We start from the raw sequence: 20,222 nt of genomic DNA, 5'->3' as shown, positions 1-20,222 counted from the left end.
AATGACCAAATTCATTCCAAAGGACGCAAACTTCGAGGCCCGCGTGCAGGCGAGCTTCGCCCGCCAAACGGCGATGGCGACACTGGGTATCGAAGTTGCGCGTCAGGCAGCCGGCGAAGTCGAGCTCAAAATGCCGTACAACACCGCCTTTACGCAGCAGCACGGGTTCATTCATGCCGGCATCATCACGACAGCGCTGGATACAGCCTGCGGGTATGCCGCCTTCTCGCTGATGCCCGACAATGCCGCGGTTCTGACCGTCGAATTCAAGACCAATTTTCTGGCCCCGGCCCGCGGCGAGCATTTCCTGTTTCGGGCCCGCGTTCTCAAGCCCGGAAGAACCATAACGGTCTGTGAGGGCCAGGCCTTTGCGGTGGAGCGGAGCGAGGAGAAGCTGATTGCAACGATGAGCTGCACCTTGATGGCGCTGTTCGATCGCGAAGGCATCACGCACTAGATAATCGTAAACGGAGGGGGCGCTATGCCGGGCATACGAGCCCGGCATAGCGCGCCGTCAACGCCCTACCCCTTCACTTCCTTCTTGTCCGTCTCGGCCGTCGGCTTGCCGCTTTTCGGAGTACCGCTGCCGCCAGTGATACGGACCTTGTCGCCGTCGTTGAGGCCGTCCGGCGGGGCAATGACGATGCGGTCGTCGGCGGCGATGCCGGATGCGAGCTCGATGTCGCGGCCGAGATCCCTGGCGATGGTCACGGTCTTGAACAGTATCTTGTCGTCCGGGCCAACGGTCGCGACGCGTAGACCGCTCTTGTTGAAGATCAGCGCCGAAGCCGGCACATGCAGCGGCGCGGAATCACGCGCGAGGCTCATCTTCACATTGGCATAACCACCCGGCAGCAATTCGCCGTTGGGGTTGTCGAGCACGAGCTGCATGCGCGTGGTGCCCGAAGCTACATCGACCGATTGCGACGAAGCTTCCACCGTGGCCGGGAACGTCTTGTTCGGATGATCGGGCACGCTGATGATCGCCTTGGCACCTAACCTGATCGCCGGCACATAGCTCTGCGGCACGTCGACATAAACGCGCAGCTTCTTGATATCAGATACCACGAACATCGCGGCACCGGTGCCGGTGCCGCCCGAGATCAGCGCGCCGACGTCGGTGTTGCGCTGGGTCACAACGCCATCGAACGGCGCGGTGATCTTCTTGTAACCGGCCAGCGCTTCCAGACGCTCGACATTGGCCTGGCCGGAATTCACGGCGGCGCGCTTGTTGTTCAGATCGGCTGTGCGCTCGTCGATTTCCTGCGCCGAGACGAAATTCGACGCCACCAGCGTCTTGCGGCGGTTCAGCGTCGCTTCCGACAGTTTAGCGCTGGACTGCTGACTGACGAGATCGGCACGGGCCTGCAGCAACTGCTGATCGAGGTCCGGGGCTTCGATCTCGGCGATCACCTGGCCGGATTTGACCTGTGCACCGATATCGGCGCTCCAGCTCTTCAGATAGCCCGAAACGCGGGCAAAAATCGGCGCGCGGTAATAGGCTTCGAGCCGGCCGGGCAGATCGAGCGACGCGTTGAGGACGCGGGCATCCGGCGGAGCGACAGCGACCGTCGGGATCGCCTGATCGTCGGTCCAGGCCTTCAGGTCGGTCTCGGTCTTGGCGCGGGCCATGATGCCGGTGACGACGATGGCGCCGGCGGCGCACAGGCCAATCACTCCGACCAGGCCGAGCTTGCGGCGTGACACCGGGGGGGTCTGCTCAGTGGGCATGCAAAGTCTCCGAGGTGGCCGCGTCCGGCGCAGGCTGCTGTTTCTTGTGAACCATGCTGAACACCACCGGCACGAACATCAACGTGGCGATGGTAGCAAAAATCAGGCCGCCGATGACAGCGCGGCCAAGTGGCGCATTCTGCTCGCCGCCTTCGCCCAGCCCGAGCGCCATCGGCGCCATGCCGATGATCATGGCCAGAGCCGTCATCAACACCGGGCGGAAGCGGACGAAACCGGCTTCCGAGGCGGCCTTGATGGGGTCGCCGAGGATCGCGTAACGCTCGCGGGCGAAGGAAATCACCAGCACCGAGTTGGCCGTCGCGACACCCATACACATGATGGCGCCGGTTAGCGCTGGTACCGACAAAGTCGTCTGCGTCGTGAACAGCATCCAGACGATACCGGCCAGTGCCGCCGGCAGCGCGGTGATGATCACGAACGGATCGGACCAGGACTGGAAGTTCACGACGATCAAGAGATAGATCAGCACGATAGCGCCGAGCAGGCCGAACAACAGGCCGGCAAAGGCGCTGTTCATGGTCTGCACCTGACCGAGCAGCGCCACATTGCTGCCCTTCGGCACATCCGCCTTGGTTTCTTCGAGCACCTTGTAGATATCGTTGGACACGGAGCCGAGATCGCGGCCCTGCGTGGTGGCATAGATCTGCACCATCGACTGGATGTCATATTGCGACACCACGGCATTCGAGGTCGAGCGATTGATGCTGGCAATGCCGCCGAGCATCGGGGAGTTGTTGCTGGCATTCACGGCGGTGATCGGCAGCGTCTCCAGCGCACCCAGCGAATCCAGTTTATATTGCGGCGTCTGCATCACGATGGAATAAGACACGCCGTTATCAGGACTGAGATAATAGGTCGGCGCGACTTGCGACGAACCTGCGAGGTTGACCACGAGGCTGTTGGTGACATCGCGCTCGGTCAGGCCGACATACTGCGCACGGGTGCGGTCGACATCGATGTTGAAGCCGGGATTGTTCGGCGACTGCTGGAGCCGTGCATCGGCAATGCCGGGAATGCGACGGATCTTGCCGAGCAGCTTGTTGGCATATTCGAAGTTCGCCGCGAGATTCGCCCCGCGGATCTGCAGGTCGATCGGGGCCGGAGCGCCGAAGTTCAGGATCTGGCTGACGATGTCGGCAGGCAGGAAGGCGAAGCTGACACCCGGGAACTGCCGCGGCAGTTGCTCGCGCAATTGCCGCACATATTCCTTGGTCGGCCTGTGGCCTTCCTTCAGCTTGATCTGGAAGTCACCATCCTGCGGGCCGATCACGCCGGTGTTGTTATAGGTGAGATTGATGCCGGAGACGGGCATGCCGATATTGTCGGTCATGGTCTCGATCTGATCCGGCGGGATGATCTTGCGCACCGCCTTGGTGATATCGGCGAACTGGTTCGCGGTTTCCTCGATGCGGGTGCCGACCTGGGCGCGGACATGCATCAGGATGGCGCCGCCATCGACCGATGGGAAGAAGTTGCGGCCAAGGAACGGCACCAGCAGAAACGACACGCCGACGACGCCGAGGAAGCCGATCACAAAAACGGGGCGCCGCGCCAGCGCCATATCCAGCAGGCCGTGATAGCCGCCGCGGATCCGCTCGAAGCCGGCTTCGAAGCCACGCTGGAAGCGCACCAGCGGATTGCGGGTCGGCGGCTTCTCGCCGTCATGATGGACATGCGGCTGCAGCAGATACTTGGCCATGGTCGGCACCAGCGTGCGCGACAGCAGGAACGACCAGACCATCGCAAACATCACCGCTTCGGCCATCGGCACGAACAGGAATCGCGCGATGCCGTTGAGGAAGAACATCGGCACGAACACGATACAGATACACAGCAGCGACACGAAAGCCGGCGTCACGATCTGCGCCGCACCGTCCATGATCGAGGTCTCGACGTCCTTGCCCTGCTCCAGATGGTAATTGATGTTCTCGATAGTCACCGTGGCGTCGTCGACAAGAATGCCGACTGCGAGCGCCAGACCGCCCAGCGTCATGATGTTCAGCGTTTCGCCGATCATCGACAGCATGATGATGGCACCGAGCACCGCCAGCGGGATCGACACCGCGATGATGACGGTGGAACGCCAGCTGCCAAGGAACAACAGGATCATCACCGACGTCAGCAAGGCCGCGATGACGCCTTCCACGGCCACACCCTCGATGGCACCGCGCACGAAGCCGGACTGGTCGCCGATATAGCTGATCTTCAACGCATCCGGCAGCGCAGAGCGATAATCGATCACCTTCTGCTTGATGCCGGATATGATATCGAGCGTGGAAACCGAGCCAGCCTTCAGTACCTGCATCAGCACCGAGCGATTGCCGTCCACATGCACGATATTGGTTTGCGGCGGATTGCCGTCGCGCACGGTGGCAACGTCATCCACATAGACCATAGCGCCGTTGACGCTCTTGATCGGGAGCCGGCCGAGCTCTTCGATTTTCAACGGCGAGTTGTTGAGGTTGATCGTGTATTCGAACTCGCCGATCTTCTGCGTGCCGACCGGCGTGATCAGGTTCTGCGCCGCCAATGCATTGGCGACGTCCTGACCCGAGAGACCACGCGCCTGTAGCGCGCCCGGATTGAGATCGATCTGAATCTGACGCTGCTTGCCGCCGAACGGATATGGGATCGCGGCACCTGGCACGGTGACCAACGGCGTGCGGAGCTGGTTGATGCCGATATCCGCGAGGTTCTGTTCTGTGAGGCCGTCGCCTGACAGAGCAACATTGATGATTGGAACCGTCGAGGCCGAGTAATTCAGAATCAGCGGGGGCGTGGCGCCGGGCGGCAACTGCTTGATCAGCGTCTGCGAGATCGCGGTGACCTGCGCATTGGCGGTGCGGATGTCGACATTGGGCTGGAAGAAGATCTTGATGATGCCGAAGCCGGCATAGGAATTGGCAGTGATATGCTCGATGTCATTGACCGTGGTGGTCAGTGCGCGCTGGAACGGCGTGGTGATACGGCCGGACATTTGATCCGGAGGGAGGCCGGTATACTGCCAGACCACCCCGATGACCGGGATGCGAATGTCAGGGAAAATATCGGTAGGTGTGCGAAGCGCGGCCAGCGGCCCGACGATCAGCAACAGCAAGGCCAACACCACGAAAGTGTAAGGCCGGGTCAGAGCAATGCGCACCAACGAAATCATGAACGGGTAGTCCTCGATACATTGACGAGAGGGGCACTGCGGAAACCCGCCTGCCCACGATCGAATTCACCTGTTTAGAGAGATCGCCTGCATCCGATTAGTGAGCCGGGCCGGCATAAGCCTATCGGCTCGATTCATGAATGAACGGGCAATCCTCTTTGCATGAGGGGTTGCGAACCGGCGGTCCTCGCGCCTGCTCACGCCAGCAGATTTACCCGACCTGCGACAAAATAGCTAACGCCCGAAGCCTCACGGCAATTCACTTCAGCGGTATTGTTAATTGTTTCCGGGCCGCCGTGGCGTCTGCACAACAGTTTTAGGCTTAAAAAGACGCGGCTGCGGCTCGCGACACCCAAGGTGTCACGGGCCGGTCAAGATGAACTATCTGTAATGCGCGCGGCGCAAGCAGCGCCCTGCCTATTCGGGCAGCCTGTCGCCCCGGGATTGGGCGACATCCATCAGGTCATCAGGCTAAGCGCATCTTCAAAAAAAGCCGGTCCACCGAAATTGCCCGACTTCAGCGCCAGCAACATCTGGCGCTCCGCCGCACCGACCGCGCGCAACACCGGCACGCCGGCGGCGATTTCCGCACCGACCAGAAAACCCGGAATGGCCAAACGATCCACGACAGCGCCGGATGTCTCGCCACCAGCCACGACGAGCCGTTGTACGCCGGCGCGGACGAGACCTTCAGCGAGATCGGCCATCGCCTGCTCGATGGCATGCCCCGCGGGATCGCGGCCATGGCGCTTTTGCAGGGCCGTCACCTGATCCGGCGTCGAACTGCTGGCGATCAGGACCGGGCCTTTGCCGAGCCGCTCCTTCGCCCAGCCGAGCGCGCGCTGGACTTCCGCGCCGCCGGCAATCACCTGTTCGGGATCGAGATGCAACACCGGCATCACCAGTTCGGCGCGCGCGATCTGCTGCAGCGTCGCCTGCGAGCAACTGCCGGCCAGACAGGCTGCAGCGCCGCCCACAGGCGTATCCTTGATCGAGGTCGCCGCATTCGCCTTGACGCGGCCGGACGCAACCAGCGCACGCGCGAGACCAAGCCCCATACCGGACGCACCGACCGAGACGCGATGACCTAAGGCGACCGCACCGATGGTTTCCAGATCGCTGGCAAACACCGCGTCGATGATCGCCGCGCCAAAGCCATTCTCCGACAGTCCATCGAGATGCGTCCGCACCACGTCGGCGCCGCAGGCGACAACTCCGAGATCGACCAACCCGATATTTGTCGCGCTCTGCCGCGCCAGCACACGGACGAGATTGGAGTCGTGCATCGGATTGAGCGGGTGATCCTTCAGCGGACTCTCGTTCAGCGGCACAGAGCCAACGAACAGATTGCCCTGATAGACCGTGCGGCCGGTCTCGGGGAATGCCGGCGTCACCAGCACGATATTGTCACCGGAATCGAGCCGCAACGCGTCCATCACCGGGCCGATATTGCCGGCATCGGTGGAATCGAATGTCGAACAGATCTTGAACAGCACATGATCCGCGCCGCGGCTGCGCATCCATTTTTCGGCGGCGCGCGATTTCTCGACCGCCTTGCTGGCCGCGATCGAGCGACTCTTCAGCGATACTACAACGGCATCGACGTCCGGCAGCTGCAGATCATCAGCAGGAATGCCGATGGTCTGCACCGTGCGCAGACCGCAGCGGGTCAGCGTGTTGGCCAGGTCGGACGCACCCGTGTAGTCGTCAGCGATGCAGCCCAGCGCCAGCGTCATGCTTTCACTCCGGCATAGGGCTTGAACCAGCCAAGTCCTGCGACCGTGTCGCCGGCCGGGCGATATTCGCAACCGACATAATTGTCGTAGCCGATCCGGTCGAGTTCATCGAACAGGAAAGGATAGTTCAGTTCCTCGCCGGACGGCTCGTTGCGCGATGGCACGCTCGCGATCTGGATATGCCCGATCCACGGCAGCATCTCGCGCAGCCGCATCGTGACGTCACCGTGCATGATCTGGCAGTGATAGATATCGAACTGCAGCCCGAGATTGGGAATCTTCATGTCGGCGATGATGTCGCGTGCGAACATGAAGTCGTTGAGAAAGTAACCAGGCACGTCGCGCGGGTTGATCGGCTCGATCACCACGTCGACGCCATGTTCGCCGAGAAAGTTCGCGGCCCATTCAACGGATTTGCGGAAGGCCGCCACGGCCTTCGGATCACGGCGATCGGCGAGACCGGCCATCATGTGCAGCCGGCGGACATTGGTGGCCAGGGCATAGGGCAGTGCCGTGTGAATGCTCTGCCTGAGCTCATCGAACTTGTCGGGACGTGCGGCAAAACCCTTCTCACCGGCATTCCAGTCGCCCGGCGGCAGATTGAACAGCACCTGCTTCAGGCCATTGCGCTCCAGCCGCTCGGCAATCGCCTCCGGCGGATGCTCATAGGGAAACAGGAATTCCACCGCCGTGAAGCCAGCCTTGGCCGCGGCATCGAAGCGATCGAGGAACGCGTGTTCGTTGAACATCATGCTGAGATTGGCGGCGAAGCGGGGCATCGATCGTCCTCGTGTTCTTAGTTCGGCTCGCCCGGCAGCTTGGTGCCGGTGACCTTGGCATACATCCGCGCCACCGACGCATCATCATCGCGGCCCATGCCGGAGGCCGAGGTCATCAGAAACATCTGCAGTGCCGCAGCGGAGACCGGCACGGGGAATTTCGCTGTACGCGCCATGTCCTGGATGATGCCAAGATCCTTGACGAAGATGTCGACCGCGCTACGCGGCGTGTAATCGCCATCGAGCACATGCGGCATGCGGTTCTCGAACATCCAGGAGTTGCCGGCGGAGGCGGTGATCACCTCGTAGACCTTGCGGATATCAAGACCCTGCTTGGCGGCAAACGCGATGGCTTCCGAGGCGGCGGCGATATGTACGCCTGCGAGGAGCTGGTTGATCATCTTGAAAGCGGCGCCCTGCCCGGCGGCATCACCGAGTTCGTAGAGCTTGGCGGCCATCGCATCGAGCGCCGGCCGCGCCTTGGCAAAGGCAGCCTCGCTGCCGGATGCAAGAATGGTGAGTTCGCCCTGCGCCGCGCGCTGTGCACCGCCGGAGATCGGGGCATCGAGGTAATGTCGGCCGGTGGCTTCGAGATCCCCAGCGAGACGGCGGGCGACATCGGGATCCATCGTCGCGGACGATACGAATACCGCACCTTTCGGCAGCGTTTCGGCAACGCCATCCGTCCCGAACAGGATGCTCGCCGTCTGCGCGGCATTGACGACGACGCTGATGACGATATCCGCGCCCTGCGCAGCGCCGGCCGGGGTATCCGCGCCCTGCCCTCCGTCGGCCACGAAGCGCTTCACCGCATCCGCCGAGACGTCACAGCCGGTCACCATGAAGCCGGCCTTCTTGAGCGACAAGGCCATGCCATAGCCCATCGATCCCAGACCAATAACGACGACGCGTGGTTTTTCAGATGCAGGTGACATGCGGCAATTCCCTAGGGGTCCTCGATGGCCAGCTTGAGGCGGCCTTGCCTCTCGGTAACACGGCTTGGCCATCATGCCAAAGCGTGGGAAAAAGCATCACGAGGAAATGCCAAGAAAAGACCGAGGACATCCGGTGACTGACACAAAGCTGCGTGAAGAGATCTGCCGGCTCGGCCGCTCGCTGTTCGACCGCGGGCTGACGCCGGGCTCATCAGGCAATATCAGTGTGCGCTGCGATGATGGCGGCTGGCTCGTGAGCCCGACCAATGCGTCACTGGGCTCACTCGATCCGGCCCGGCTATCGCGCCTCGACAGCAACGGCCGCCTCATGTCTGGCGATGCGCCGACCAAAGAGGTTCCGCTGCATACGGCGCTGTATGAGACCCGCAGCGCCGCCCGCGCCGTGGTGCATCTGCATTCGACCCATTCGGTCGCGGTCTCGATGCTGCCGGAGATCGACCCACGCGCGGTGCTGCCGCCGATGACGCCCTATTACCTGATGAAATGCGGCGCGACGGCCCTGGTGCCGTATTATCGGCCGGGCGATCCGGCGGTCGCCGATGCCATCAAGGGCCTCGCCGGCAAATATTCATCGGTGCTGCTGGCCAATCACGGCCCGGTGGTGTCCGGCGACACGCTGGAAGCAGCGGTCTATGCCATCGAGGAACTCGAAGAGACCGCGAAACTCTATCTGCTGCTGCGCGGGCTCAACCCGCGGCACCTGACGCCGGCACAAGTGAAGGACCTGGTGGCGACGTTCGGGCTGGTTCTGCCCGATCATGACGCGCATGGGCACTAGTCGCCCACGTCCCGCAACAACTTACAGCCCCAGATACGCCTTGCGCACATCCGGATTGGTCGCAATCTCCGAGGCCTTGCCCTGCATCTGGACGCGGCCGGTCTGCAGGATGTAGGCGCGGTCGGCGATCTCCAGCACTTCGGCCATGCGCTGCTCGACGATCAGCACAGTCATGCCCGCGTCGCGGATCTTGATGACCGCCTGAAAGATCTCGTCCACCAGCTTCGGCATGATGCCCTGCGACGGCTCGTCGAGCATCAACAGGCGCGGACGGGTCATCAGTGCGCGGCTGATGGCCAGCATCTGCTGCTCGCCGCCGGACAGGGTTTCGGCGCGCTGCTCGAGACGTTCGGAAAGGCGCGGGAACAGGTCGAACACCAGCTTCAACGGCTCGTCGCGATCGGGCTTGCCGCGATACATGTAGCTGCCGAGGCGGAGGTTGTCTTCCACCGACAACCGCGGAAACAGCCGGCGGTTTTCCGGCACATAGGCGATGCCGCGCGCGGTGATGAGATGCTGCGGCACGCCGTTGATCTGCTCGCCATCGAAGGTGACGGTGCCCGAACGCGGACGCTCGGCGCCGGCGATGGTCTTGATCAGCGTCGACTTGCCGGCGCCGTTGGAGCCGCAGACGGCGACGATCTCGCCCTTGGCGACGTCGATGGTGACGTCCGAAATGGCGACCAGCCCCTGATAGGCGGTGGTGGCCTCACGCACCGACAGCATGGCGATCCCCGAGATATGCACTGATGACTTCAGGATGCCGCACGACATCCGCGGGTTTGCCCTCGACGAGCTTCTTGCCGAGATTGAGCACGATGGCGCGGTCGACCAGCGGCATGACGATTTCCATGACGTGTTCGACCATCAGCACGGTGACGCCGGTCTCGCGGACCTTGCGGACCAGGGCCACGCCCGACTGCGCCTCGAGCGGCGTGAGGCCGGTAAGACACTCGTCGAGCATCAGGAGTTTGGGCTCGGTGGCCAGCGCACGCGCCACTTCGAGGCGGCGCTTCTCCGACGGAATGAGATCCCTAGCAAGCTTGTCGGCGCGCGGGGCAAGACCGCAGAACTCAAGCACCTCATGTGCCTTGCGCCGCGCATCGCGCATCTTTTCGTTGCGGATCAGCGCGCCGACGATGACGTTGTCGATCACGGTCATGGTCTCGAAGCTCTTCACCACCTGGAAGGTGCGCGCGATACCGCGCTGGCAGCGTTCCGCCGCCGGCATCTGCGTGACGTTCTCGCCGTTGAACCAGATCGTGCCCTGCGTCGGCGGCAGCACGCCGGCGATCAGGTTGAACAGTGTCGACTTGCCGGCGCCGTTCGGCCCGATCAGGCCGACGATTTCGCCAGCGCCGACGGAGATCGAGACGTCGCTATTGGCGATCAGGCCGCCGAAGCGCTGCCAGACGCCACGGGTTTCGAGAAGAGGTGTCGTCATTGCGGCACTCCTTTCGAAGCCGGACGTCGCGAGAACAGGCCGATCAAACCATCGGGCCGCGCCAGCGAGATCACGACGATCACTGCGCCATAGAGGATGAGATCGACGCCGCGGCCGGAGCCGCCGATGAAGGAGCGCGTCAGTTCGGTCATCGGGATCAGGATGACCGCGCCGAGCACGGGTCCCCATAGCGTACCGATACCGCCCAGCACCGCCGGCAGTGCCATCAGCAGCGAGAACTGGAAGGTCATGACGCTTTCAGGATCGATATAGGAGACGAACTGCGCATAGAAAGCGCCGCCGATCGCGGTGAGGAAAGCGGAGACGGCAGCGGCGCCCATCTTGGAATTGAACACCACGACGCCGAGGCTTTCGGCCGCATCGGGATTATCCTTCACCGCGCGCCACCAGAAGCCCCATTTGGAGTCTTCCAACCACCAGGTGATGAACCAGGCGACGCAGCAGAACACGAGGGCGAAGTAGTAGAACGGCAGCTTGCTGCGCGTGAACTGGAACTTGGCCCAGCTATCGCCGCGCACGGGAATGTCGATGCCGAGCGCCGCACCGGCATAGTCCCAGTTGTGGAACAGCAGGAAGCCAATTTCGGCGATGACGATGGTGGCGATGACGAAATAGTGGCCGCGCAGGCGGAAGGTCGGATAGCCCAATGCGAGCGCGATCAGCGCGGAGATGATGCCACCGCCGAGCATGCCGAACCACGGCAGCACGCCGAATTTGGTGAACAGCAGCGCCGTCGTATAGGCGCCGAGGCCGAAATATAGCGCGTGGCCGAGCGAGATCTGGCCGCAGTAGCCGCCAAGGATGTTCCAGGCCTGCGACAGCGCCGCATACATCAGGGTCAGCACCATGATGTTCTGGACATAGACGTCCTTGACGAAGAACGGCACGCAGGCGGCGATGGCCGCAAGCGCGGCGGCGAGGATGAGGTCGCGGCGGCGACGCTGTGTGAAGCTGTCCATCAGATCGATCCGAACAGGCCGCGCGGCCGGACAAAGACAACGAGAAGATAGACGGCATAGATGCCGACCGATTTGAGCGACGGCGGCAGGATCATCGCCGTGGTCGCCTCGACCAGACCGACGATGATGCCGCCCGCGAACGCGCCGAACACGCTGCCAAAGCCGCCGAGCGCCACGGTGACGTAAGCGATTAGCGCAAAGGACGCGCCAACGTCGGGATAGATGTAGAAGAAGATCGCCATCACGCCGCCGGCGAGACCGATCAGCGCCGAGCCTAGGCCCCAGCCGAGGGCGAACACCTTGTTCTTGTCGATGCCGACCAGCGCCACGGCACCGGCATCCTCACGGGTCGCTTCGAGCGCGCGACCGAAGTCGGTCTTCTTCATGAAGAAGTAGAGCGCGCCGAAGGCAGCAATGGAAATCAGCGCGCCGACCAGCTGTGGCACCGGCAGAAATACGCCGAAGATCGAGATCGTCTTGCCGCCGAGTATCGAGGCCGGGATGCTGCGATAATCCGGGGTGAAGAAGAACTGGGCGAGGCCGCGCATCAGAATGGCGAGGCCGAAGGTTGCGAAGATCTGCACCATGCCGATATTGGCCTTGGCCCGCATCGCGAAGCGTATGATCACGAGATAGATCACCGCGCCGAACACGAACATGCCGGCCGCCACCAGCGGGATCGACAGCAGTGGGTCGACCGCCCAGAACATGAACAGGAAGAAGGTGAGGTACATCGCCAACATCAGGAATTCGCCATGGGCGAAGTTGGTGACGTCCATCAACCCGAAGATCAGCGCGAGGCCGACCGCGAGCAGGCCGTAGAGCAGCCCCATCAGCAATCCGCTGGCAAGGCTCTGGATGATGGTCGCGGCGGTCACGAAGTAATCCTCTCTGTCTGTCGTCCCCGCGAAAGCGGGAACCCATAACCACCGACATCACAACTGGGCGATGCCGGTCAGACCAGGTGCAAACCAATCCTTCGGAGGATATGGATCCCCGCCCCCCGCACGCCTTTGGCGTGCTAGGCGGGGATGACACCGGAGTGTGTGGTGACGTCGTCGAGTCCGACGACGACGCCACATGCGTTTAGAGAACGCGCCTTACGGCATCGGCCAGATCGCATCCGCCACGGCGGCCTGCGGCGGGAAGATGGTAACGAACTTGCCACCATTATACTGCAGCAGTACCGGATCGGCGTTGTTGTTCTGGCCCAACTCGTCGAACTTGACCTTGGCCCACGGCATGATCGTGCTTTCGCCCGGCATGTCGGTGGCGACCAGCGCTTCGCGGATTTTCTCACCATCGGTGGACTTGGCACGATTGATGGCGTCGGCCATCACGATCAGGCCCATGAACTGGCGCGAGGAGTAGTCGTTGAAGTCCTTGCCGGACTTCTCCTTGAACATGTCGTTGATCTTGCCGACCATCGGACGCTTGGCGGCGAGATCGAGCGAGAAAGAACCGCGCGAGATCACGCCCGGAATCTTATCACCGACCGCGTCATACAGCGCCTTCTCGGAGAAGCCGGCGTCCTGTGCGACGATGTTCTTGGCCTTGTAGCCGAGTTCGCCCATGGTCTTGATGAGCAGGATGCCATCGGTGGTGTAGCTCGACGGCATCAGCACGTCGGCATTGGCAGCTTTGAGCTGCTGCACTTCGGCAGTGAGCGACGGCGAATTGGCGCGATACTTGATGTCCGCGACGATCTTGTAACCGCGGTCGGCAGCGAGCTTGAGCTGCGCATTCGCCGAGTCCGTACCGAAAATCGTGTCTTCATGGAACAGAGCCAGCGTCTCGATCTTCTGCCCCCTTTTCTTCAGCGCATCGAAGAAATCGAACATCGCCGTCGAGAACATTTCGTCATGCGGAGCGGCGCGGAAGTAATATTTCAAACCGCGGCGATGCAAGCTTGGCGACGAGTTGTCGGCCGACAGGAACGGGATCTGGTAGCGCTCGCAGATCTGGCTGACGGTGACGGCTACGGCGCTCTGGTAGGTGCCGACGATGGCCGAGACCTTTTCCTGGGTGATGAGGCGTTCGGCTTCAGCGCGGCCCTTCTGCGGATCGGCCTGGTGATCGGCAAATACGAGACGCACCTTGGCGCCGCCAAGACCGGTGAAGCCTTCACCCTTCGCCATCGGCAACGCGAAATCGTAATCCTTGTTGATGATATCGGCAGCCGTTTCGAAAGCCTTCTGCGCGTCGACGCCGATCTGCGCGCTGGCGCCAGACAGCGGATAAATCACGCCGATCACGACTTCCTTGACCTGCGCGCGCGCAGGCTTGGCGAGAGGCAGCAGCGCGGCGGAAGCGGCGCCTCCAAGCAATACGTTTCGGCGAGAAATCGTCATGTCTTTGTCCTTTGTGACCGGCGGCTATCGATGAAACTAATCAAGGTTACGGTAAAGCCCGAAAGATCGGCAAGCTGCTTCTTATAAAACAGCCAAATGCTTATTCTTCAGGTCCGTGACGAGCATGACACCCGGCGCATGCGTAATCGCAAACGGTACGCGCGCTGCAGCAATGACGGCTTGCGGCGTCACGCCACAGGCCCAGAACACTGGGATCTCGTCATCATTGATGCGCACCGCATCGCCGTAATCAGGCTTGTTGATATCCTTGATGCCGATCGACTGCGGCAGACCCAGATGTACCGGCGCACCATGCACTGCGGGAAAACGCGAGGTGATCTGGACGGCGCGGATCGCATCAGCCGGCTTCAGCGGTCGCATCGACACCACCATCGGCCCGGCGAACGGGCCTGCGGATTTGCAGGCGATGTTGGTGCGATACATCGGCACCAGCACATCCTGCTCGATATGACGGATCGGCAGATCGTCGGCCATCATGGCTTCCTCGAACGAATACGAACATCCGATGACAAAAGACACGAGATCGTCGCGCCAGTACTTCGTCACCTCGTAAGGGCGATCAATCGCCTCGCCATCCTTCCAGACGACATATTGCGGAATGTCAGTCCGGATATCGAGATCAAGACCGAGCGCGGGAATGCTTGGATTGCCGACATCCGACATGCCGATGATCGGGCACGGCTTCGGATTGAGCTGGCAGAAGCGATGAAAGGCTGCGGCCTGGGCTTCCGGCAAAATCACGAGATTGCCCTGGACATAACCCGGGGCTACTCCGGCGGTGCTGCCATATTTGCCCGCGCGATATTCGCGGCGAGCAACCGCGCTGGGCAAATCCGAGGATCGATCGTCGCTTTGCTGCGCTGCCGAAGAAATAGCCATCTTAGTGTCCTGCCTAATTCTGCCTCGACACGCACTGAAACTCAGGGCTAGTATAATGTCTAATCGTTGTTTTTAATCGACATCCATAAATCCTACTTATCGATAGCCGGATCGCATCCATGGCGGACTTCAAGGCGCTGGAGACTTTTCTCTGGGTGGTCAATCTCGGCAGCTTCCGCGGCGCGGCCCAGAAGCTCAACACGACCCAGCCGGCAATCTCCCAGCGTATCGCGCAACTGGAACACGAGATGGGCGTGCGGCTTCTGCAGCGTGACCGCCGTATGGCCTCGCCGACGCCGGCCGGACGGCAGATGCTGGTCTATGCCGAAAAGCTGATCGGCCTGCGCTCCGAGATGATGGCGGCGGTTGGCGATCGCTCGGCAATGCGCGGCGTGCTGCGGCTCGGCGTCGCCGAGACCATCGTCCACACTTTGCTGACGCGGCTGATCAAGCACGTCAACATCTCGTATCCGAACCTGTCCCTCGAAATCGAGGTTGATATCACGCCGAACCTGAACGCGCGGTTGCAGGCACAGGAGATCGATCTGGCTTTCGTGCTCGGGCCGCTTTCGACATCCAACATTCGCAACCGTGTGCTGTGCGACTACCCCGTCGGCTTTCTCGCCAGCCCTTCGCTCAAGCTCGGCGACGGTCCACTCTCGATCCACGACCTCGCGAAATTTCCCATCATCACCTTCTCGCGCAAGACCCGGCCCTACGAGATCGCGCGCTCGCTGTTCAACCGGCCCGACCTGCCACCGATCCGGCTGCACGCCAGCGCGTCGCTATCTACCGTGATGCACATGGCGATCGAAGGCTTAGGCATCGCACTGATCCCGACAGCCATCATCGAGAACGAACTCGCGGACGGACGGCTGCAATTGCTTAATACCAACCTGCAGCTCCAGCCGCTGACATTTTCGGCAAGCTGGCTCGCGTCACCCGACACGGCCGCAATCGAACTCGTCGCAGGCATTGCTGCGCAACTGGCGCAGAACAGCCCATTGGTTGACGAGCCGGCAGCGTCGGGTCATTGAAAAGCAGGCCTCTTCAACACAAACTTCTCGGGACAGACCGCATGACCAAGCTTGGCGACAACCTCAAAATCGATTCCGCACGGCTGTGGGACACGATCAACGAGACAGCGAAATTCGGCGGCACCCCAAAAGGCGGCGTGCGACGCCTGACGCTCGGGCCTGAAGATAAATTGGTGCGCAATTGGTTCCGCAAGGCGTGCGAAGATGCCGGCCTGGAGGTGCATGTCGATGCCCTCGGCTCGATGTTCGCGCTGCGTAAGGGCCGCGACATGTCGAAGGCCCCGATCGGCGTCGGCTCGCATCTCGACACCCAGCCGACCGGCGGCAAGTTCGACGGCATTCTGGGCGTGCTCGGCGCACTCGAAGTCGTGCGCACGCTCAACGATGCCGGCATCGAGACCGAGATGCCGATCTGCATCGCCAACTGGACCAATGAAGAAGGCTCGCGCTTTGCGCCGGCGATGATGGCCTCCGCTGCCTATGTCGGCGACTTCACCACCGACGACATTCTGTCGCGCAAGGACATTGCAGGTGTCACCGTCGGCGAAGCGCTCGACGAGATTGGCTATCGCGGCGACGTTGCGGTCGGCACGCAGAAATTCTCGGGCTTCGTCGAACTGCATATCGAGCAAGGCCCGATCCTGGAGGCCGAAAGCAAGACCATCGGCGTGGTCGATTCTGGCCAGGGCGTGCTGTGGTTCGACGGCAAGATCACCGGCTTCGAGAGCCATGCCGGCTCGACCCCGATGCCGCTGCGCAAGGATGCGCTGGCGACACTGTCCGAGATCGTGCTGGCCACCGAGCGTGTCGTCAGCAATATCGGCGCGCTCGGCACTATCGGCGAAGCCGTGATCGCAAATCCGTCGCGCAACGTGATCCCCGGCGAGATCGCCTTCACCATGGATCTGCGCAGCGCCGACGCCGGCAAGCTGGACGCCATCGAGAAAGGCGTGCGCGATGCCATCAAGGAGATCGCCGCGCATCGCAAGGTTGACGTCGCCTTCGACAAGGTCTGGCACAAGCCGCCGACGCACTTCAACAAGGACTTCGTCAATGCGGTTGAGACGGCCGCGACGTCGCTCGGCTACTCGCATCGCCGTATCACCTCAGGCGCCGGCCACGACGCCTGCAACCTCAACAACATCATGCCGACAGCGATGGTGTTCATTCCGAGCAAGGATGGTATCAGCCACAACGAGCTCGAAAGCTCGACGCAGGAAGATTGCGCCGCCGGCGCCAATGTATTGATGCATACGGTGCTGGCGCTTGCCGGCGTCGCATCGAAGTAACGAAGACAGACAGGGGATAGTGATGCGGGGTGTATTCGTCGATGCCAGCGAAGAGCTGGCGAAGATTCTGGAACGGCTGACGCAGCCGGGCGACATCGCAATCAAGATCAATCGGGATGAGGACATCAAGTCGGCCGATTTGCCTGAGGTGCTGGACGGCGCCGAGATCGCCATCGTCGATCACACCTATCTGCCGACCGATGTGGCCAAGCAGTGCGCCGGCCTGAAGCATGTGGTGTTTCTCGGCACCGGTGCGCGCAGCTATATGCATATCGAGGAGCTCGCCGAGCTGGGGATCGAAGTCCACCTGATCCGCGGCTATGGCGATACGGCCGTTGCCGAATGCGCCATCGCGCATATGTGGGCTGCTGCGCGCGGCCTTGCCCAGCAAGACCGTGAAATGCGGGCCGGCAACTGGCTGCGCGATGAAGGCATGGAGCTGACTGGCAAAACGGTTGGTCTGATCGGCTTCGGCGGCATCGCTGCGGAAGTCGCGCGTATTGCGCTCGGTTCGGGCATGAAGGTGATTGCCTGGAACCGGTCGCCGAAGACCCATCCCGGTGTCGAGTTCACTGACATGGAAACCGTGCTGTCGCAGAGCGACGTCGTTTCAATTCATCTTCTGCTGAACGACGAAACCCGCGGCATGATCACCCGCGAACGTATCGGCCAGATGAAAAAGAGAGCCGTTCTCGTCAACACAGCGCGCGGAGCCGTGGTCGATGAAGCGGCGATGATCGATGCGCTCCGGTCCGGTCATCTGCGCCATGCCGGCCTCGACGTGTTCGACATCGAGCCGCTGCCGGCTGGCCATGTGCTGACAACACTGCCGAACGTGACGCTATCGGCGCATTCGGCTTTCCGCACGCCGGAAGCGAGCGTGAATTTGATCGCGGCGGCGTGGAAGCATTGCCGGCGGATCGCCGCCTAACCTTCGAGCTATCCTGAAACGAAAATGCCCGGCATGACGCCGGGCATTTTTTTGCGCATCAGTAGCAGGAGATTACTCGATCATCTCAGCGACGGCCTTGCCGCAAGCGCCGGTATCGGCCTGACCGCCGAGATCGCGCGTCCGCAGTGTACGCTCTTCGAGTGTGCGTTCGATCGCCTTGACGATGGAATCCGCAGCAGCCTTTTCGCCGAGATGCTCCAGCATCATCGCGCCGGACCAGATCATACCGATCGGATTCGCGATGCCCTGCCCGGCAATATCCGGCGCCGAGCCATGCACCGGCTCGAACACCGACGGGAAATCGCCAGTCGGATTGATATTGCCGGATGGCGCGATGCCGATGGTGCCGGTGCAGGCCGGGCCCAAATCGGACAGGATGTCGCCAAACAAGTTGGATGCAACCACGACGTCGAACCAGTCCGGATGCATTACGAAATTCGCGGTGAGGATGTCGATATGATACTGGTCCCACTTCACATCGGGATAGTTCGCGCCCATCGCCTTCACACGTTCGTCCCAATAGGGCATCGTAATCGCGATGCCGTTGGACTTGGTCGCCGAGGTCAGGTGCTTCTTCGGCCGCGACTGCGCGAGATCGAACGCGAATTTCAGGATGCGGTCGACACCGGTGCGGGTCATCACCGTCTGCTGGGTAACGAATTCACGGTCGGTGTCCGGGAACATGCGACCGCCTACCGATGAGTATTCACCCTCGGTATTCTCGCGCACCACCCAGAAGTCGATGTCGCCGGGCTTGCGGCCGACCAGCGGACAGGGCACGCCGGGCATCAGGCGCACCGGGCGCAGATTGACGTATTGGTCGAATTCGCGCCGGAACTTGATCAGCGAGCCCCACAACGAAATGTGATCCGGAATCTTTGCCGGGAGGCCGACGGCGCCGAAATAGATCGCATCATGCTTGCCGATCTGCGCTTTCCAGTCGTCCGGCATCATCTGGCCATGCTTCTCGTAATAGTCATAGGACGAGAAGTCGTAATGATCGAAATGCACCTTCACACGATGCTTTTTCGCTGCCGCTTCAAGGACACGCAGGCCTTCCGGCATGACTTCCTTGCCGATGCCGTCACCGGGAATGACCGCGATCCGATATTCTTTTTGTGCGCTCACGTGGGGTTTCCTTCGCCAGTAATTCTGCCTGCAGATGTGGACCAAAGCCGGCCTGCGATCAACGCTGCACTGCAATGTTGACCGGTTTTGCCGCAGGGGCCTAACTCTGTCGCAGACACTCCCTTCTGCAATCCAGAGGCATTCCATGGATCTTCATTTGCGCGGCAAGCGCGTCCTGATCACGGGCGCATCCAAGGGTATCGGCGCGGCGGCCGCGGAAGCGTTTGCCGAAGAAGGCTGCGATCTCCGCCTCGCGGCCCGCAATGTGGAGCAGATGCAAGCGCTGGCAGACCGGCTGCGATCCAACCACCAGATCGACGTCGCCGTGCATGGCGTCGATCTGCGCAAGCCGGACGATCTGGCGTCGCTGGCGGCTGCCGCCGGCGATATCGACATCCTCGTGAACAATGCCGGCGATATTCCCGGCGGATCGCTCGACAGGATCGACGAGCCGACCTGGCGCCATGCCTGGGATCTCAAAGTGTTCGGCTTCATCAATCTGACGCGCCTCGTCTATGCGCAGATGAAGGCCCGCGGCCACGGCGTGATCGTCAACGATATCGGCGCAGCCGGCGAGAAGTTCGACGCCAATTACATCTGTGGCAGCGCCGGCAATGCCGCGCTGATGGCGTTTACGCGGGCGCTCGGCGGCAAGAGCCTGAAGGACAATATTCGCGTGGTCGGTATCAATCCGGGCCCAGTGGAGACGGAGCGCCACATCACGCTGATGAAGACCCGCGCCAAGGCGCAATTCGGGGACGAGAACCGTTTCCGGGAATTGCAGCAGGGCTTGCCACTCGGCCGCGCTGCGAAACCGCGCGAGATCGCCGACATGATGACGTTTCTGGCGTCAGATCGCGCGGGCTATACGACCGGCGTGATCTACACGGTGGATGGTGGCTACAGCGCAGGCTGGGGCAGTTAGTCGCTTTTCTTAACCTCGCCCCGCTTGCGGGGAGAGGTCGGAGCACGAGCGGCAGCGAGTG

General features: G+C 61.8%; 18 protein-coding genes. 6 read left to right on the top strand and 12 right to left on the bottom strand.

Features of this window, described 5'->3' with window-relative positions; translation table 11 throughout:
* Nucleotide 1 precedes the first annotated feature (1 nt).
* Entirely contained in the window at nt 2-457 is a 456-nt protein-coding gene (locus AB7813_RS24770) for a PaaI family thioesterase (RefSeq protein ID WP_175368769.1), read from the top strand.
* Between the two features lie 65 nt (nt 458-522).
* Here AB7813_RS24770 and AB7813_RS24765 read toward each other — a convergent pair whose 3' ends face one another.
* The 5 genes from AB7813_RS24765 to ltnD form a co-directional block, all read right to left on the bottom strand.
* Entirely contained in the window at nt 523-1,731 is a 1,209-nt protein-coding gene (locus AB7813_RS24765) for an efflux RND transporter periplasmic adaptor subunit (protein ID WP_441228625.1), read from the bottom strand.
* On the bottom strand, nt 1,721-4,906 hold the full coding sequence (locus AB7813_RS24760; RefSeq protein ID WP_441228624.1) for an efflux RND transporter permease subunit: 3,186 nt from the start codon (nt 4,904-4,906) through the stop codon (nt 1,721-1,723). Before AB7813_RS24760 ends, AB7813_RS24765 begins: the two co-directional genes overlap by 11 nt.
* 458 nt (nt 4,907-5,364) lie before the next feature.
* Nucleotides 5,365-6,642, bottom strand: a complete 1,278-nt coding sequence (gene otnK / locus AB7813_RS24755; RefSeq protein WP_441228623.1) for a 3-oxo-tetronate kinase — start codon at nt 6,640-6,642, stop codon at nt 5,365-5,367.
* Nucleotides 6,639-7,421: a 2-oxo-tetronate isomerase gene (gene otnI, locus AB7813_RS24750; RefSeq protein ID WP_116661265.1), complete on the bottom strand. Its 783-nt coding sequence runs from the start codon at nt 7,419-7,421 to the stop codon at nt 6,639-6,641. The genes otnK and otnI overlap by 4 nt, the downstream gene beginning before the upstream one ends.
* Nucleotides 7,422-7,438: 17 nt before the next feature.
* Nucleotides 7,439-8,356 (bottom strand): L-threonate dehydrogenase, encoded by a 918-nt coding sequence (gene ltnD, locus AB7813_RS24745; RefSeq protein ID WP_441228622.1) that lies wholly within the window; start codon nt 8,354-8,356, stop codon nt 7,439-7,441.
* Nucleotides 8,357-8,489: 133 nt separating this feature from the next.
* On the opposite strand from ltnD, the gene otnC reads away from it, so the two are divergent.
* Entirely contained in the window at nt 8,490-9,155 is a 666-nt protein-coding gene (gene otnC, locus AB7813_RS24740; protein ID WP_441228621.1) for a 3-oxo-tetronate 4-phosphate decarboxylase, read from the top strand.
* A gap of 21 nt (nt 9,156-9,176) precedes the next feature.
* Here otnC and AB7813_RS24735 read toward each other — a convergent pair whose 3' ends face one another.
* From AB7813_RS24735 to AB7813_RS24710, 6 genes are all read right to left on the bottom strand, one after another.
* Entirely contained in the window at nt 9,177-9,881 is a 705-nt protein-coding gene (locus tag AB7813_RS24735; protein ID WP_068733264.1) for an ABC transporter ATP-binding protein, read from the bottom strand.
* Nucleotides 9,865-10,599, bottom strand: coding sequence for an ABC transporter ATP-binding protein (locus tag AB7813_RS24730; RefSeq protein WP_068733262.1), 735 nt, complete (start codon nt 10,597-10,599; stop codon nt 9,865-9,867). The genes AB7813_RS24735 and AB7813_RS24730 overlap by 17 nt, the downstream gene beginning before the upstream one ends.
* Nucleotides 10,596-11,579, bottom strand: a complete 984-nt coding sequence (locus AB7813_RS24725; protein ID WP_170849756.1) for a branched-chain amino acid ABC transporter permease — start codon at nt 11,577-11,579, stop codon at nt 10,596-10,598. Before AB7813_RS24725 ends, AB7813_RS24730 begins: the two co-directional genes overlap by 4 nt.
* The gene (locus AB7813_RS24720; RefSeq protein WP_441228995.1) at nt 11,579-12,412 is read right to left on the bottom strand and encodes a branched-chain amino acid ABC transporter permease; all 834 of its coding nucleotides are present in this window, start codon (nt 12,410-12,412) and stop codon (nt 11,579-11,581) included. The genes AB7813_RS24725 and AB7813_RS24720 overlap by 1 nt, the downstream gene beginning before the upstream one ends.
* Before the next feature lie 267 nt (nt 12,413-12,679).
* On the bottom strand, nt 12,680-13,930 hold the full coding sequence (locus AB7813_RS24715; RefSeq protein WP_120288427.1) for an ABC transporter substrate-binding protein: 1,251 nt from the start codon (nt 13,928-13,930) through the stop codon (nt 12,680-12,682).
* 81 nt (nt 13,931-14,011) lie between these two features.
* On the bottom strand, nt 14,012-14,830 hold the full coding sequence (locus tag AB7813_RS24710) for a putative hydro-lyase (RefSeq protein ID WP_120288426.1): 819 nt from the start codon (nt 14,828-14,830) through the stop codon (nt 14,012-14,014).
* Between the two features lie 119 nt (nt 14,831-14,949).
* Here AB7813_RS24710 and AB7813_RS24705 point away from each other — a divergent pair, with 119 nt between their 5' ends.
* From AB7813_RS24705 to AB7813_RS24695, 3 genes are read left to right on the top strand one after another with little or no spacing between them, the layout of a single operon-like run.
* Nucleotides 14,950-15,867, top strand: a complete 918-nt coding sequence (locus tag AB7813_RS24705) for a LysR family transcriptional regulator (RefSeq protein WP_309947612.1) — start codon at nt 14,950-14,952, stop codon at nt 15,865-15,867.
* A gap of 41 nt (nt 15,868-15,908) precedes the next feature.
* Nucleotides 15,909-17,156 carry a Zn-dependent hydrolase gene (locus tag AB7813_RS24700; protein WP_231078085.1) on the top strand — a complete coding sequence of 416 codons (1,248 nt, stop codon included), beginning with the start codon at nt 15,909-15,911 and terminating at the stop codon, nt 17,154-17,156.
* A 22-nt stretch (nt 17,157-17,178) separates the two neighbouring features.
* On the top strand, nt 17,179-18,087 hold the full coding sequence (locus tag AB7813_RS24695; RefSeq protein WP_439057168.1) for an NAD(P)-dependent oxidoreductase: 909 nt from the start codon (nt 17,179-17,181) through the stop codon (nt 18,085-18,087).
* Nucleotides 18,088-18,159: 72 nt separating this feature from the next.
* On the opposite strand, the gene AB7813_RS24690 is transcribed toward AB7813_RS24695, so the two are convergent.
* Nucleotides 18,160-19,236: a tartrate dehydrogenase gene (locus AB7813_RS24690; protein WP_439057167.1), complete on the bottom strand. Its 1,077-nt coding sequence runs from the start codon at nt 19,234-19,236 to the stop codon at nt 18,160-18,162.
* A 145-nt stretch (nt 19,237-19,381) separates the two neighbouring features.
* On the opposite strand from AB7813_RS24690, the gene AB7813_RS24685 reads away from it, so the two are divergent.
* Nucleotides 19,382-20,161, top strand: a complete 780-nt coding sequence (locus tag AB7813_RS24685; protein ID WP_441228620.1) for an SDR family oxidoreductase — start codon at nt 19,382-19,384, stop codon at nt 20,159-20,161.
* Nucleotides 20,162-20,222: the final 61 nt, after the last annotated feature.

This window comes from Tardiphaga sp. 20_F10_N6_6 (assembly GCF_052076045.1).
Lineage (GTDB): Bacteria > Pseudomonadota > Alphaproteobacteria > Rhizobiales > Xanthobacteraceae > Tardiphaga > Tardiphaga robiniae.
This window is presented reverse-complemented; position numbering and strand designations above follow the sequence as displayed.

Excerpts from the sequence above, each read along its gene's own strand:
- AB7813_RS24700 (WP_231078085.1), top strand. The coding sequence starts at position 15,909 with ATGACCAAGCTTGGCGACAACCTCAAAATCGATTCCGCACGGCTGTGG.
- AB7813_RS24720 (WP_441228995.1), bottom strand. The coding sequence starts at position 12,412 with ATGGGGCTGCTCTACGGCCTGCTCGCGGTCGGCCTCGCGCTGATCTTC.
- AB7813_RS24695 (WP_439057168.1), top strand. The coding sequence starts at position 17,179 with ATGCGGGGTGTATTCGTCGATGCCAGCGAAGAGCTGGCGAAGATTCTG.
- ltnD (WP_441228622.1), bottom strand. The coding sequence starts at position 8,356 with ATGTCACCTGCATCTGAAAAACCACGCGTCGTCGTTATTGGTCTGGGA.
- AB7813_RS24705 (WP_309947612.1), top strand. The coding sequence starts at position 14,950 with ATGGCGGACTTCAAGGCGCTGGAGACTTTTCTCTGGGTGGTCAATCTC.
- AB7813_RS24770 (WP_175368769.1), top strand. The coding sequence starts at position 2 with ATGACCAAATTCATTCCAAAGGACGCAAACTTCGAGGCCCGCGTGCAG.
- otnI (WP_116661265.1), bottom strand. The coding sequence starts at position 7,421 with ATGCCCCGCTTCGCCGCCAATCTCAGCATGATGTTCAACGAACACGCG.
- AB7813_RS24735 (WP_068733264.1), bottom strand. The coding sequence starts at position 9,881 with ATGCTGTCGGTGCGTGAGGCCACCACCGCCTATCAGGGGCTGGTCGCC.
- AB7813_RS24730 (WP_068733262.1), bottom strand. The coding sequence starts at position 10,599 with ATGACGACACCTCTTCTCGAAACCCGTGGCGTCTGGCAGCGCTTCGGC.
- otnK (WP_441228623.1), bottom strand. The coding sequence starts at position 6,642 with ATGACGCTGGCGCTGGGCTGCATCGCTGACGACTACACGGGTGCGTCC.
- AB7813_RS24760 (WP_441228624.1), bottom strand. The coding sequence starts at position 4,906 with ATGATTTCGTTGGTGCGCATTGCTCTGACCCGGCCTTACACTTTCGTG.
- AB7813_RS24765 (WP_441228625.1), bottom strand. The coding sequence starts at position 1,731 with ATGCCCACTGAGCAGACCCCCCCGGTGTCACGCCGCAAGCTCGGCCTG.
- AB7813_RS24715 (WP_120288427.1), bottom strand. The coding sequence starts at position 13,930 with ATGACGATTTCTCGCCGAAACGTATTGCTTGGAGGCGCCGCTTCCGCC.
- AB7813_RS24710 (WP_120288426.1), bottom strand. The coding sequence starts at position 14,830 with ATGGCTATTTCTTCGGCAGCGCAGCAAAGCGACGATCGATCCTCGGAT.
- AB7813_RS24725 (WP_170849756.1), bottom strand. The coding sequence starts at position 11,579 with ATGGACAGCTTCACACAGCGTCGCCGCCGCGACCTCATCCTCGCCGCC.
- AB7813_RS24685 (WP_441228620.1), top strand. The coding sequence starts at position 19,382 with ATGGATCTTCATTTGCGCGGCAAGCGCGTCCTGATCACGGGCGCATCC.